At 44.1% G+C, this 14,154-nt stretch carries 11 protein-coding genes; 5 read left to right on the top strand and 6 right to left on the bottom strand.

All coding sequences use genetic code 11. The features are described 5' to 3' along the window. Window positions 1-182: 182 nt before the first annotated feature. Both FMM05_RS12365 and FMM05_RS12360 read left to right on the top strand, forming a co-directional pair. Entirely contained in the window at window positions 183-2,453 is a 2,271-nt protein-coding gene (locus FMM05_RS12365; RefSeq protein ID WP_143373764.1) for a cation:proton antiporter, read from the top strand. 1 nt (window position 2,454) lies between these two features. Continuing rightward, window positions 2,455-2,844 (top strand): hypothetical protein, encoded by a 390-nt coding sequence (locus tag FMM05_RS12360; protein WP_143373692.1) that lies wholly within the window; start codon window positions 2,455-2,457, stop codon window positions 2,842-2,844. A gap of 494 nt (window positions 2,845-3,338) precedes the next feature. Here the strand turns inward: FMM05_RS12360 and FMM05_RS12355 are convergent, their stop codons facing one another. Genes FMM05_RS12355 through FMM05_RS12345 form a run of 3 tightly spaced genes read right to left on the bottom strand, consistent with a single transcriptional unit; the run spans window position 3,339 to window position 9,058 of the window. After that, on the bottom strand, window positions 3,339-4,424 hold the full coding sequence (locus FMM05_RS12355; RefSeq protein ID WP_143373691.1) for an efflux RND transporter periplasmic adaptor subunit: 1,086 nt from the start codon (window positions 4,422-4,424) through the stop codon (window positions 3,339-3,341). 1 nt (window position 4,425) lies between these two features. After that, window positions 4,426-7,662 (bottom strand): efflux RND transporter permease subunit, encoded by a 3,237-nt coding sequence (locus tag FMM05_RS12350; RefSeq protein ID WP_143373690.1) that lies wholly within the window; start codon window positions 7,660-7,662, stop codon window positions 4,426-4,428. Between the two features lie 13 nt (window positions 7,663-7,675). Further along, a complete protein-coding gene (locus FMM05_RS12345) occupies window positions 7,676-9,058 on the bottom strand; it encodes a TolC family protein (RefSeq protein ID WP_143373689.1) in 1,383 nt (460 codons plus the stop codon). A gap of 153 nt (window positions 9,059-9,211) precedes the next feature. Between FMM05_RS12345 and FMM05_RS12340 the strand changes: the two genes are divergently transcribed. From FMM05_RS12340 to FMM05_RS12330, 3 genes are read left to right on the top strand one after another with little or no spacing between them, the layout of a single operon-like run. Beyond that, window positions 9,212-10,240, top strand: a complete 1,029-nt coding sequence (locus tag FMM05_RS12340; RefSeq protein ID WP_143373688.1) for a sensor histidine kinase — start codon at window positions 9,212-9,214, stop codon at window positions 10,238-10,240. Then, on the top strand, window positions 10,237-10,959 hold the full coding sequence (locus FMM05_RS12335) for a LytR/AlgR family response regulator transcription factor (RefSeq protein ID WP_143373687.1): 723 nt from the start codon (window positions 10,237-10,239) through the stop codon (window positions 10,957-10,959). Before FMM05_RS12340 ends, FMM05_RS12335 begins: the two co-directional genes overlap by 4 nt. Before the next feature lie 30 nt (window positions 10,960-10,989). Next, complete coding sequence (locus tag FMM05_RS12330) at window positions 10,990-12,036, top strand: NAD(P)-dependent alcohol dehydrogenase (protein WP_143373686.1); 1,047 nt, start codon at window positions 10,990-10,992, stop codon at window positions 12,034-12,036. A gap of 76 nt (window positions 12,037-12,112) precedes the next feature. Here FMM05_RS12330 and FMM05_RS12325 read toward each other — a convergent pair whose 3' ends face one another. From FMM05_RS12325 to FMM05_RS12315, 3 genes are read right to left on the bottom strand one after another with little or no spacing between them, the layout of a single operon-like run. Beyond that, on the bottom strand, window positions 12,113-12,904 hold the full coding sequence (locus tag FMM05_RS12325) for an alpha/beta hydrolase (RefSeq protein ID WP_143373685.1): 792 nt from the start codon (window positions 12,902-12,904) through the stop codon (window positions 12,113-12,115). A 44-nt stretch (window positions 12,905-12,948) separates the two neighbouring features. Then, on the bottom strand, window positions 12,949-13,227 hold the full coding sequence (locus tag FMM05_RS12320) for a GNAT family N-acetyltransferase (protein ID WP_143373684.1): 279 nt from the start codon (window positions 13,225-13,227) through the stop codon (window positions 12,949-12,951). Beyond that, entirely contained in the window at window positions 13,208-14,134 is a 927-nt protein-coding gene (locus FMM05_RS12315) for a pirin family protein (RefSeq protein ID WP_143373683.1), read from the bottom strand. Before FMM05_RS12315 ends, FMM05_RS12320 begins: the two co-directional genes overlap by 20 nt. Window positions 14,135-14,154: the final 20 nt, after the last annotated feature.

Here is a 14,154-nt window from a genome sequence, read left to right as displayed (position 1 = left end):
GTATTTACGAAGGCGATGATCCCAACAAAATAGCACTGTTTTGTTATTCTTTAACACTATTTTAAGTTTCATTACATAATTGTCCCCTTTCGTTACATCGTGTCTTATTTAAAGGTATAGCACTGTTTTTCCTTATCATTTTCTCAGTAATATTGTGCCGTATTTTAAAAGCCACAATCATGATGAAACAATTTAGGAATAGCCTTTTTTATATAATAATAATTGCAGTTTTCTCAGTATTAATATATGTAGTGCTTACCAATGGCAAAGGGCTTGAAGAAGGCCGCCAGATATCAGCTGAAGTATCCGGAAAGGGGCAATGGCAGGATTTTTTAGATTCGCTTTTCCATAATCTTACGCATCCATTGGCACTTTTACTGGTGCAGATAATCACCATACTATTTGTAGCCCGCTTTTTTGGCTGGATATGCAAAAAACTGGGGCAGCCAACCGTTATTGGCGAAATGATAGCCGGTATTGTGTTAGGCCCATCATTAGTAGGTACGTTTTTCCCGGAATATTCAGGGCTTTTATTTCCAAAAGAGTCGTTAGGCAACCTTCAGATATTAAGCCAGATAGGCCTTATCCTGTTCATGTATGTGGTAGGAATGGAACTCGATCTTAACGTGCTTAAAAATAAGGCTAAAGATGCTGTTATTATCAGCCATGCCAGTATTATAATACCCTTTACCTTAGGCCTTGGGCTTGCATTTTATATTTATGAGCAGTTTGCACCGGCAGGTGTAGCGTTTTCGTCTTTTGCGTTGTTTTTAGGTATTGCAATGAGTATTACGGCGTTTCCGGTACTGGCGCGTATTGTTCAGGAGCGTGGCTTGCACCGCACCCGCATTGGCGCGCTGGTGATAACCTGTGCCGCCGCCGATGATATTACTGCCTGGTGTATTCTTGCTGCGGTAATTGCTATTGTAAAGGCAGGTTCATTTGTAAGCTCGCTGTACATTATAGCATTAGCAATAGCCTATGTTTTCCTTATGCTTTGGGTAGTTAAGCCGTTCCTTAAACGTATTGGCGAATTGTTTAGCCACAAAGAAAACGTTACCAAACCGGTTGTGGCCATATTTTTCCTTACGCTTTTAATCTCGGCATATACTACAGAGGTTATAGGCATCCACGCGCTGTTTGGAGCATTTATGGCGGGTGCCATTATGCCGGAGAGCATGAAATTCAGGAATATATTTATAGAGAAGGTAGAAGACGTTTCGCAGGTAATGCTGCTGCCGCTATTCTTTGTGTTTACAGGCTTGCGCACGCAGATAGGCTTGCTGGACGACCCGTATTTATGGCAGGTATGCGGACTTATAATCCTCGTGGCCGTGGTTGGTAAATTTTTAGGTAGTGCCATTACGGCCAAATTTGTAGGCCAAAACTGGCGCGACAGCCTTACTATTGGTGCCCTTATGAATACAAGGGGATTAATGGAACTTATCGTGCTAAACATAGGGTACGACCTTGGTGTATTGAGCACAGAGATCTTCTCTATGATGGTTATCATGGCGCTTGCCACCACCTTTATGACGGGCCCTGCGCTCGACCTGATAGGCTATATCTTTAACCGTAAGAAAAACTATATCCCGTCGGAAATTCGCCAGGCGAGTGTATATAAGGTACTTATTTCTTTTGATAGTCCCGAGGGCGGTAAAACCCTGCTTCGACTTGCTAATGCATTTGTAGGCGAAATGAAGGCCAATGCCATGGTAACTGCCATGCATATTATGCCAAGTAGCGAAATACATACGTTTAACTTGCAGGAATATGAGCAGGATAGCTTTAAGCCTGTTTTGGCTGAAGCCGAAAATATAGGGCAGAAGGTTACCACGCTTTTTAAAGCGACTACCGATATGGACAGTGATATTGCTACGGTTGCCAACAAAGGAGAGTTTGACCTGGTGCTTATAGACATTGGGCAATCCATTTTTGAAGGTACATTGCTGGGTAAGATACTTGGATTTACAACCCGTATCATTAACCCGGAAAGCCTCTTAAACACGTTTACAGGGAAGGAAAAACTGTTTGAAAATTCGCCTTTTGATGATAAAACACAGCACATACTTTCTAAAACCGAGTCGCCGGTAGGGATATTGGTAGATAAAGGCTTTAAAAGTACCGACAGGGTTTTTGTTACCATTTTTGATGAAAGCGATGCCTTTTTGATAGATCTGGCACAAAGGCTTATTGTTAATGCAGGCTCTCAGGTAACGGTTCTGGATGCCGATGGATCGGTTAAAAACAATCCTCAGATTAAAGAGAGTATCCGTAGCATAGAACATACGGTGCCCAACCACATCCAGCTGCTTAACCAAAAGAAACTTGAAAAAGAGTTCCTTCAAAGCCAGGATCTTATGGTAATAAGTGTAGACAGCTGGAAGAAACTGGTAGAGTCGCGCAGCCCGTGGCTTAATAATACACCATCATTACTACTTGTAAAAAAATAGCATGAATATTTTTAAAACGATGGCATTGCTGTGTTTACTACAGGGTGCCGCAACGTTGCATGCCCAGGAAAAACCGGCCGATGTGCCGCAGCAGGCCGCAGAAAAAAAGTATGAAGCAGGGTTTGATGGTATGCTTGCCGTATCTTATGGGAGCGACACCTTTGGTATAAACGTAGGCGGGCCAAGCCTTAAGTATCGGTTTAGCAAAAATTTTAAAGTAGGAGTGGGGGCATTTCCATCGCTCATTGTGCTGGATAAAAAAGCTGTACCAAGGCTGGCGGTTTCGCCTATTATAGAGTATAAACATATTATGTTTATTACGCCGTATTATGGTTATGATACCAACGACAAACAGATATGGACGTTTGGTATAGGCTATAAATTTATATAAGTACAGGTAGTTGGTCCCGTTTCGTGGTGGGTGCCTAAGGAGCGGGCTGATGTACCTTATTATACATTGTTTATTATTACTTTGAGTTAGTAAAAGGATCGTTTTGTTTAGCGATCCTTTTTTTGATTTATTTTCATACCAGAGTAAGAAGATTTGAGTGAAGCTAAGGCATTAAACTTCGTTGCGTTAAGCAAAATATACGTTGAGGCGTTAAGAATCATTTGCTGTTTGAGCGCCAGCGAGTTCAAATGATTTAGCCGAGACATATATTTTGTAGCAAAAGAAGTTGGAGCCTTGAATTTTTGGTTCTTTTGTTTCAAGACAAAAGAACATAGGGTTAAACCACTCCGGCTTTTAGCCACCCCTCCAAGGGAGGGGAATGCGACGATTGCTATATTTGCAGGGTAGTTACATAAAAAAACAAGAACCCCACGCTATTAAACGTGGGGCTCTCTACCAAACAAATTAAAATTATTATGTTGACGACAAATAATTTACTTTTTAACAGGGGTACCGTTCCTCATTTCTTCGGATGCAGCTTTTACAAGTACCTCATTTACGGTTAAGCTATCGCTAAACACTTCTACATTATCGCCGGTTTCACGGCCTTTTTTTATCTCGGTGCGGTGCGTAACATTATCCTTAACGGAAAGTACAAAGGCGCCTTCGGCAGAACTTACCACAGCGGTTTTAGGCACTACAAAAGTGCTGTCTTTGCTGTTTAATGCCAGTACAACCTCGGCAACCATGCCCGGTAATAATTTTTTATTATCGTTGATAACATCCATCTCTACACGTTCAGAACGCAGTCGCAGGTCAAGCGCACCCGACATACGCTGTATCTTAGCCTTAAAGATTTCGTTAGGGAACGACCTTACACTAAAGCTAATCTCATCGCCCTGCTTAAGATAGCCCGTATACATTTCGGGTACCGATACCGCAAGGCGCAGTTTCTTTTGATCCTGGATGGTAAATAATGGCAGTTCTGACCCTTTACCGGCAGGGCCTACATAAGCGCCTGTATTTACGTTACGGGCACTTACAACGCCATCAAACGGGGCGCGTATTTGCAGGTAGCCAAGGTTAACCTGTACTTCTTTATACGCCGCTTTTGCTGCCTGAAACTGTGCATAATCAGAGCTTTTGCGCGACAGGGCAATATCAAGGTCGTTTTTAGAGATGGTACCTTCTACTTTACTGGTTTCTAAAAGGCGGTTATAGGTGCTGTTACTTGCAGTGTACACAGCTTCCTGAGAACGCAGGCGCGACTCAGCAGCTGCCAGTTGTGAGCTTATCTCCGGCGCTTCTAAAACAATCAGCAACTGCCCGGCTTTAACCTCGCTGCCTATATCAACTTTAAGCTCTTTTACATAGCTGCTTACTTTGGCATAAATGTCGGTCTGGCGAAAGCCCTGTAATTCTGCCGGAAGGCGTATCTGGCTCGACAGTTTTTCCTTGTGCAGGGTAAAGGTTTCAATTGCAGGTTCGGCCTCAACAACGGGGGCTTCTTCTTTTTTACCACAGCTGGCAAGCGTTAAGAGCAATAATGCCGCTGCGGTGGGTATATAGTAAGTCTTCATATTATTGGTGTGATGTTGTTGGTATATAATGTTTACTTTCTGTGTCTTCGGGGTCTAATGAAACCGACTGGGTTGTGGCCTTGCCCTGTGCCCATGCAAATATAATAGGTAGTATTACAAGTACGGCAAAGGTAGAGAACAGCAGTCCGCCAATTACGGCACGGCCTAATGGCGATACCTGCTCGCCGCTTTCGCCGTGGCCTATAGCCATAGGCAGCATACCGGCAATCATGGCAACACTGGTCATTATAATAGGGCGGAGGCGCAATGATGCTGCCTCGCGGGCTGCTTTTAAGGCATCGCCACCATTTTCGCGGCGCAAATGCTCGGCATTGGTAACAAGCAGTACGGCATTGGCAATAGATACCCCGACGGACATGATAATACCCATATATGATTGCAGGTTAAGCGTAGATCCTGTGGCAAGCAGCAATAGCAATGCGCCCAGTACCACCGCAGGCACTGTAGTTAATATAACCAATGACACCCTGAACGACTGGAAGTTTGCCGACAGCATTAAAAAGATAACGATAACCGCTACTAATAACCCCGATTGCAGGCTGCTCATGGTTTCGCTTAAAACTTTACTAAGGCCAATAGGCTCTACAAATAAACCACGCGGCAATTCGCCCAGATCGGCAATAGCTTTGTTAACATCTTTAGCAGCAGTGCCAAGGTCTACATGGTCGGTATTGGCAGTTACAGAAATATACGGCATGGCACCAAGGTTATCATTCTCCCCGCGTGTAGATGAATGCGTTATGGTAGCCACATCGCCTAACACCGGCCTTGTTGAATTTCTTAGCAACGGTATGTTGGCAATATCCTGCTCTGTCATCATTTTATCTAACGGAACCTGTACCTGTACGTTGTACGACAGGCCGATTTTTTCGTCTACCCAAGTATTTTTATCGGTATAACGGGATGATGAGGTTGCAGCAATAAGCGAACGCGAAATATCGTTCATATCAACCCCCAGTTGTGCTGCCCTAACCCTGTCTATAGTAATATCTAACGTAGGGTAGTGTAGCGACTGTGCTATTTGCACATCTCTAAAATAATCTATTGTATTAAGTTTGGCAATTATCTTATTGGCATACTCCTCGTTAAGTTTCTTGTTCTTACCGGCAATCCTTATCTCTATAGGAGTAGGCGATCCCTGGCTTAGTACCTTATCGGTAAGCTCTATAGGTTCAAAAGATACTTTAACGCTTGGTGCTATTTTTTTAATACGTTGCCTTAGCTCGTCTTTAAAATCGTCCATATCCCTGTGGTAATCTTTAAGGGCTATCTGGAAAACACCTTCGTGAGGTCCTGCCATAAACAGGTAGATAGGCGATACCGAGAACAGCGACGGGTGCGTACCCACATAGGCCGATGATATAGCTATGTGCTCTTTACCCACCATTTTTTCGAGTTCTTTAAGCACTTTGAGTGCTTCGTCTTCGGTGCGCTCCATACGGGTGCCTTCCGGCAGGCGCAGGCGCAGCTGGAACTGGCTTGAGTTTACCTTAGGGAAGACATCCTGCCCAATAACGCCAAGCATTATTATTGCAATTGCGGTAATGGCAAGTAAATAGCCTAATGAAATAAGCTTACGGGCAGGCATAAGCCTGTCCTGCAACTTCATGAACCCACGGCGAAATTTTTCAAACCCGCCCACTTTGCCGTCATTATTATAATCTTCTCTTTCGGCATAGTCCTGTTGCTGAATGTATACGTCTTCGGCAGGCATGGTAACGTTGTGCTCTTTGCCGTGACCGGCCTCTTTCATCAGCCAGTTGGCCATTACGGGTACAAACGTCTGCGAAAGCAGGAACGATATAATCATACTAAAACCAATTGCCATTGCCAACGGAAGGAACAGCGCCCCCGGTATGCCCACCATGGTAAATGCCGGGGCAAATACGGCAAGTATACATAATAAGATAAGCAGTTTAGGGAGGGCAATTTCTTTACAGGCATCCCAAATGGCGAGTGCCTTAGGCTTGCCCATGTCGAGGTGCTGGTGAATGTTCTCTATGGTTACCGTACTCTCATCTACAAGGATACCAATAGCAAGTGCCAGTCCGCTTAACGACATCAGGTTAATGGTCTGGTCGAATAATTTAAGGAACAATACACCTGATATGATTGAGATTGGGATGGTAAGGATTACAATAAGCGCAGCACGCTTATCGCCCAAAAATAGTATTACCATTAGCCCGGTTAGTACCGCACCAATAACACCTTCGGTTATTAGGCTTTTTACAGAGTTGATAACGTAAACCGACTGGTCAAACTCATACGATATCTTTACATCTTCGGGTAATGTGCTTTGTATCTTGGGAAGGTTGGCTTTTAGGTTCTTAACCACATCCCAGGTTGATGCATCGCCCGCTTTGGCAATACTCACATAAACCGATCGTTTACCATTTACCAGCGCATACCCGTTATTGGTATCGGCGCCATCCTTAATAATTGCAATATCGCCAAGCGAAAGGTTTTGTACCGATCCTTTAAATAATGGGATGTTCTGAAAATCGGCAACCTCTCTAATAGTATTATTTGTAGGGGTAAGGTAGTTTTTATTGCCTACACGCACGTTACCCGATGGTGCCGTTTGGTTATTAAGCCTTATGGCTTCAACCACTTGGTCGGGCGTTAGGTTATGTGCGCTAAGTTGCGAGGGGTCTACGTTTACCTCTATGGTCCTTGGGCTTCCGCCGAAAGGTGGAGGCGACAGCAACCCCGGAATATTGGTAAACGATGCCCTAACGTACACGTTAGCAAGATCCTGAAGCTCGTTATTGCTACGGGTCTTACTGCTTAATACCAATTGCCCTACGGGTAGCGATGAGGCATCAAAACGGATGATGAACGGCGGCTGCGACCCGGGAGGGAAGGCGGCCTGTATCCTGTTAGATAGGGCACTTAATTCGGCAGCAGCCTGTGCCATGTTGGTGCCTTCGTAGTAGCTTACCTTCATTAAGGTAAGGCCCTGTATATTTTTAGTTTCTATAGATTTAACACCATTGGCAAAAAGCATGATGTTAATGTAGTTCTTGGCAAAGTACGATTCCATCTGGTCTGGCGTGTAGCCCGCAAACGGGTGGGCCAGGTAAATTACCGGCAGGTTCATTTTAGGCAAAATATCTACCTTAATATCCCTAACGGCACTTATCCCGAAAAAGAACAGCCCTGCTACAAGTACCAGTATAGATATAGGTTTGCGGAGTGCAAAACGTATTAAATTCATGGGTTAGTGCTTATTAAAATTCGTTGATAAAAAGGTTAAAGTCTCCTGTAGCTGCTGCCTTCATAAGCAGGGCCTGCCATACATTGGTGTAAATAACATCGCGGTCGGTCTCGGCGCGGTTTAGTATGTACAGTGCCTGTGTAACATCTACAAGATTGGTAAGCCCGTTGTTATAAAGGGTGGTGCGTTGCAGATAAGCCTGCTGTGCTGCATTAACCTGGCGCGGTGCCTCCTTGTAGTTTTGCATGGCAAAATCCATACGGGCGTTAGCGGCATCGTCCTGCGCTTTAAGCTGAAGGTCTATCGCCTTATACTCATCCTGCAAGCCGCCTGATATTAATTTTTGGGCACTTACTTTTTTGCTCGATCGGGCAATGGAGGTAAGGTTCCACACCACGCCTACACCTACAAGGTAGTTTTGGCGGGAAGGGTCTATGCCGTCAAAGTAATTTTGGGTGTACGAATTTTGGTTGGAAGCGTAGTCCGAATTAAAGCCCGACCCCCTCGTCTGGAACACGCCAAACAGGTTAAACGTAGGCCAGTATTCGCGGCGGAAAAGCTTTAACTGCTGGTTGCTGTAGTTAATACGGCTCCTATAAAACTGCCTGATGGGGTTTAGGCTATCGTTTACAGTTTCGCTGCTTATAATGCCTTTAGGCACACGGGCAATAAGCGTGGTATCGGTAACAAAATCGGTTGGCTCAACACCCATTAGGCGTACCAGCTCGTTGTTTTGAAGCTTAACCTGTTCCCTTATCTGGTTAAGGGCAATTTTTGCGCGGGATACCTCGGCAGAAGCAAGGGTAGAATCTACCCCCGGCAGCAAGCCATTGATAACACGAACGGCAGCGTTTTTAAGTACTACCTCACTACGCTCCAGGTTTTTTTGCTGTGAGCGAACCAGTCTCTGGCTGGCTAATAAGTTAAGGTAAGCAGCGCTAATGCGTATTTTATGCTGAAACTGTTCCTGCTCAAAATCTTTTTGCTGACGCTCAGCATCGGCTTTAGCCAGGGTTATGCGCTGTTTCATGCGCCCGAAAGTGAAAAAATCCCAGTTGATATTGGCAAGGTACAGTGCGCCAAAAGCGGCATTCCAGTTTTGTTGTGGCAATGGTAGCCCCGATGAGGCAACCCCTAAGCCACCTAAGCCGTAAAGCGGGCCGTTTTGCCCGTTTACGGTACCGTAGTCCTGCTGAGCCGAAAGATTTAGGTTAGGCAGGTAATCGCGCCTGGTTTGTTTTACGGTTTCCTGTGCTGCCTGTGCATATTTGCCCTTGGCGGTAACCAGGCCATAATTTGCAACTCCTGTATCTACAGCTTCCTTTAAAGAAAGGTTTTGTGCAGCTCCGTTAAGGGAGTACAGTAGTAACAGCAGCAATACGTGTTTAAAGTGCATGTAAGTAAGTTTTATTAGTAAGGGTAATGTGAGATGCAAATTTACAAACGGAAAAGGTTTAAACAGTTGTTTAAAATGACGAATTAAATTCGTCATGCAATTTTGCCATTATCCTGTCAAAAGTGGTTACTTTGCAGTGTAGAGATAATGCAAATGAGCCGGTTTATAAAAAATATTATTGATAACAAATGGTGGCAGGAAGTTTTGATCCTTGCCTTTTCGTTTATACTGTTTACCCTAAACGACTGGATTTTAATTAAGTCGTGGAAAGGTATTTGGAGCGGCTGTGCCTACTTTTTAATGCTTTACACCCATGCGCAGCTCAACCGCTTTTTGCTGCTGCCCATACTGCTAAAAAAACATAAGGTAACTCTGTATTTATTGGCAACTGCCGCACTGTTGTTTGTGTTTTCTATAATAATGTACCAGGTTGCCAATTTATGGATCTACAAAAATTGTTTTCTCTACAAATCGTCTGAACAGCAAAGCTATGTATTTCAGGCGGCAACGCTGCTGGCAACGCTTATTTGCATATTATCTATTATACTTATATTTAAGTTTTACCGTGACCGCAAAAACCTGGATAGCGAAAAACTGCTGTACAACCAGGCACAGATAAACTCGCTTAAAGAGCAGCTAAACCCGCACTTTTTATTCAACACCTTTAATACCCTTTACGGTATAAGCCTGCAATACCCGGAGCGCACACCCGATCTTATAATGCACGTATCGCAGCTAATGCGCTACCAATTAGAGAGCCATGAGCAAAAATGCGTACCTGTAGAAGACGAGATTAACTTTATAAGCAGTTATATACAGCTTGAAAAAGAGCGTGTGGGCTACCGTTGCAACATATCGTTCATTACCGATGTTGATGATGAGTTTGCCTATAAAATACCGCCCATGCTGCTAATCAGCTTTATAGAAAATGCCTTTAAGCATGGCACCTGTTCTATAGAAAAATGCTTTGTAGATGTGAATCTTTCGGTTAAAGACGGCAAGCTGGACCTTGTGGTTAAGAATTCGGTTCCGGAGAAAAAGAATGATGTGGTTTCTACAAAAATAGGCATTAAAAATACAACCGAAAGGCTTAAGTTACAGTACGGCAGCAATTACAAACTAGATATTACCGAGAGCAGCATTTTTACGGTTAACCTGCAACTTCAGCTTAAAAGGAAATGAAGCAGGAAGTTACCATAAAATGCATTATTGTAGATGATGAGCCTGCCGCGCACTACGTGCTGGCGAACTACATTAAGCAAAACTCGCAGCTGGAGCTTGTTTTTGAGGGCTACAACGGGGTGGAAGCCCTTAAATACCTTGAAGGCCATAAAGTTGACTTGATGTTCCTGGATATTGATATGCCCGAAATTACAGGGCTTGATATGCTTAAAAAACTGGCTAAGCCACCGCGTACCATACTCACTACGGCCTACAGCGAGTTTGCCCTTGAGAGTTATGATTACGGCGTTATAGATTACCTCCTTAAGCCAATTTTTTACCCAAGGTTCTTAAAATCCATTAACCGGTATTTTGAGCTGGCTGGGCCTTCCGAGCCCGTAGTTAAGGTGCCTGAAACATCAACAGCTATAAAAGTAAAGGTAGACAGTGAGACAGTTACTATAGATGTGAGCACTATTTTATATGCCCAAAGCTATGGCAACTATGTAAAGATATTTACCCAGAAACGTAATTACCTTGCTACCATAACTACTAACGATTTAGAAAAATGCCTGCCGTCGCAGTTGTTCATGCGGGCACATAAATCGTATATTATTGCTTTAGATAAGGTAGATGAGATAAATAAAGACCACGTTATCATTAAGCGCAACCCCATACCTATAGGCATTACTTACAGGCGCGAACTTGCCGATAAACTGCGTACCATTAAAAGACCATAACAAAAATCACATAACAAAAATTACACGACTATGATAGAAGTTAAAGCTTTTGCGGCATACGATGCCGAAACGCCATTAAAACCATTTGATTTTGAGCGCAAAGATGTTGGCGCACACCAAATACAGATTGAAATTTTGTTTAGCGGTGTTTGCCACAGCGACATCCATACAGCCCGCAGCGAGTGGGGACCTGCTAACTACCCTGTTGTTCCCGGCCACGAAATTGTGGGCAGGATCGTTAAGGTAGGTAGTGAGGTATCAGCTTTTAAAGTGGGCGAACTTGCGGGTGTGGGCTGTTTTGTAGACTCCTGCCGTGAGTGCCAGAGCTGTAAAGAAGGCGAGGAGCAATATTGCGAACAGGGCATGACGGGTACGTATAACAGTTTTGAGCGTGGTACCGATATACCAACGTATGGCGGATATTCTACGAGCATTACTGTAGATGAAAAATATGCACTGCATATATCAGATAAATTAGACCTTGCCGGTGTTGCACCATTATTATGTGCAGGTATCACTACCTATTCGCCACTACGACACCTTAAGGTAGGCAAAGGCCATAAAGTAGCGGTTCTTGGCTTAGGTGGCCTTGGGCACATGGCGGTAAAATTTGCCGCATCGTTTGGTGCAGAGGTTACCATGCTTAGTACATCGCCATCTAAAGAGGCTGATGCAAGGAAACTTGGCGCACACAATTTTGCATTAACTACAGATCCTGAAGTTATGGCTTCGCTTACCAATAGTTTCGATTTTATTGTGAATACTATTTCGGCTCAACATGAGTACGACACTTATCTTAACCTTTTGGCTAAAAATGGTACTATGGTAGTATTGGGTGTGCCCGAAAAACCATCGGTAGCTCCGGCTATGACCCTTATATGGAAACGCCGCAGCATCATGGGCAGCCTTATTGGCGGTATTGCCGAAACCCAGGAAATGCTGGATTACTGTGCAGAACACAATATAGTATCTGATGTTGAGGTTATTGATATGCAGTATATTAATGAAGCCTACGACCGTATGGAAAAAAGCGATGTTAAGTACCGCTTTGTTATTGATATGGCTTCGATGAAATAACAGCCAATTTGCAATAAACAATATGCAAATAAAAGGGCTGTCTCAAAAGTAAAACACTTTTTGAGACAGCCTTTTTTTAATGCTGTAGTATCTCAAACCATGAGAGTATGTAATCGGCTTCGTCGTGCCAGAAAGGTAATCCTAATACAAAGTGGTTTTTGCCATTAAAGCTTTTATAATCGGTTACCGAGTGGTTTTTGTCGTATTTAAGGTAATTGGCATAATTTAGCGTTTCGGGTATAATATTATCGTCGCTACCGGCTATAAACAGTAGTGGGGGATGGGTTTTATTAAAATCTACCGCAGCCACTTTAGTAAGGGTATCGCGCAATACGCGTTTACTTTCGGGTATTGCATTGTCATGGTAGGCAATGGTTTGCTCCTCATTGCCCATGCCGTTGGTAAAGGCGTACTTCCATTCATTAAGGCTCATTAAATGGGTCTTGTTTTTAGAACTAAAATAACCTAAAGGCTTCCATATTGAACGTAGCATCGACCAGCTAAACGAACTAACACCCTGCGGCGGAACCGAATGTATGGCAACACCGGCCAGTACCAGGTCGCGGTTAACCAATAGCTGTGTGATAAGCCCTCCAAGTGAGTGCCCAATAGCAATAGGCTTTTCGGGCATTTCCTTTACAACTGTTACATAGTAATCAAGCAATTCGCTAAAGCGCAGTCGTGCCAGGTCATTATCGTTAGGCTGCCTGTTGCGTAAATCGGCAGCGGGAGCATCTTTAAAAGGCCACGGCGGGGCAATACAGGTATAGCCCTTACTTTCGTAAAAAGCTATCCAGGGGTCCCAGCAACGGTGCGACACAAAGGCCCCTGTTATAAACACTATGGTTTTAGGGTTAGCGATTTTCATTAGTATAATTTGGTTGTCTTTGGTGTGGTTTGTTTTGTGGTGGGCTAATGCGAAAGCACGTCCCGGATTTCGGGCCTGCGATCAAACATCTTTTTAGCAAAGGAGCAAAGCGGAATTATCTTTTTGCCGTGTGCACGGGCATAAGCCACGGCACGGTCCAGCATTTTAAGGCCTACGCCCTTAAACTCTGGGTTACCCACGGTATGCTCTATAATAAATTTATCATCTCCGGCCCAAACATAGGTCATAATGCCTGCTTCGGTATCGTCCTCTACGGCTCTGAAATGCCCTTTTTTGGCATCGTTAAAATGTTGTATCTCCATCGGTCTTTCGGTTGTCTTTTATTCTGAAGTTTGAATTTTGTTCCGGCAACGGCACAAAGCCTGTTTCTCCCTCAATTTTAGGAAAACGTTGCTCTGTCCACCGCTGTTTGGCTTCTTCGATCATCTCGGGTGATGTGGCAACAAAATTCCAGTAAATATGGCGTGGCTCAGGAAAAGCTTCTCCGCCAAATATATAAACGGTAGTATTGGCATGCATGGTAAATTCGCAAATAGAACTGTCTTTAGCCACCAGTAATTGCTTGGGCAAAAACGTTGTGCCATCATTTTCTATACTGCCTTCTAAGATATAAAGGCCACTTTCGCCATACAGGTCTTTGCCTATCTGCATTTTTTGTTCTGCGGTGCTTTTAAGCTCGATAAAGTATAGCGGACTATACACCGGCACGGGCGACTTTTTGCCAAACGCCTCACCGGCAATAAGCTTAACGGTTACATTACCATCCTGCCATACAGGAAGTTCGTCTTCGGTAATATGTGCAAAGGACGGATCCATCTGTTCCAGGTGCTTGGGCAGTGCTACCCATATTTGCAGGCCGTGCAGGTATTTGTCAGAATGGCGAAGGCGTTCGGGGGTGCGTTCAGAATGTACGATGCCCTTGCCGGAAGTCATCCAGTTTACCTGCCCGGGAACAATTTCCATTTCGGTACCCAGGCTGTCTTTATGCATTATATTGCCTTCAAACAAGTAAGTTAAAGTAGAAAGGCCAATGTGGGGGTGGGGGCCTACATCCAGGTTTTCATGGTCGTTAAGGGCTGCGGGCCCCATATGGTCTATAAAAGCAAACGGACCTACGGTACGCCTGTCTTTAAACGGCAAAAGGCGCCCTACCAAAAAGTTTCCTATACTGGCGGGGCGCTCTTCTATAATTTGATTTATATTGGACATTATCGATTTACTTTGTGAGT

Source organism: Flavobacterium zepuense (assembly GCF_007097145.1).
Taxonomy (GTDB): domain Bacteria; phylum Bacteroidota; class Bacteroidia; order Flavobacteriales; family Flavobacteriaceae; genus Flavobacterium; species Flavobacterium zepuense.
Note: the sequence above shows the minus strand (reverse complement) of the source record. Positions and strands in the feature narration are given on the sequence as shown.

What these genes read in the sequence shown, in the direction of transcription:
- FMM05_RS12365 (WP_143373764.1), top strand. Translation starts at nt 183, where the DNA reads ATGAAACAATTTAGGAATAGCCTTTTTTATATAATAATAATTGCAGTT.
- FMM05_RS12360 (WP_143373692.1), top strand. Translation starts at nt 2,455, where the DNA reads ATGAATATTTTTAAAACGATGGCATTGCTGTGTTTACTACAGGGTGCC.
- FMM05_RS12355 (WP_143373691.1), bottom strand. Translation starts at nt 4,424, where the DNA reads ATGAAGACTTACTATATACCCACCGCAGCGGCATTATTGCTCTTAACG.
- FMM05_RS12350 (WP_143373690.1), bottom strand. Translation starts at nt 7,662, where the DNA reads ATGAATTTAATACGTTTTGCACTCCGCAAACCTATATCTATACTGGTA.
- FMM05_RS12345 (WP_143373689.1), bottom strand. Translation starts at nt 9,058, where the DNA reads ATGCACTTTAAACACGTATTGCTGCTGTTACTACTGTACTCCCTTAAC.
- FMM05_RS12340 (WP_143373688.1), top strand. Translation starts at nt 9,212, where the DNA reads ATGAGCCGGTTTATAAAAAATATTATTGATAACAAATGGTGGCAGGAA.
- FMM05_RS12335 (WP_143373687.1), top strand. Translation starts at nt 10,237, where the DNA reads ATGAAGCAGGAAGTTACCATAAAATGCATTATTGTAGATGATGAGCCT.
- FMM05_RS12330 (WP_143373686.1), top strand. Translation starts at nt 10,990, where the DNA reads ATGATAGAAGTTAAAGCTTTTGCGGCATACGATGCCGAAACGCCATTA.
- FMM05_RS12325 (WP_143373685.1), bottom strand. Translation starts at nt 12,904, where the DNA reads ATGAAAATCGCTAACCCTAAAACCATAGTGTTTATAACAGGGGCCTTT.
- FMM05_RS12320 (WP_143373684.1), bottom strand. Translation starts at nt 13,227, where the DNA reads ATGGAGATACAACATTTTAACGATGCCAAAAAAGGGCATTTCAGAGCC.
- FMM05_RS12315 (WP_143373683.1), bottom strand. Translation starts at nt 14,134, where the DNA reads ATGTCCAATATAAATCAAATTATAGAAGAGCGCCCCGCCAGTATAGGA.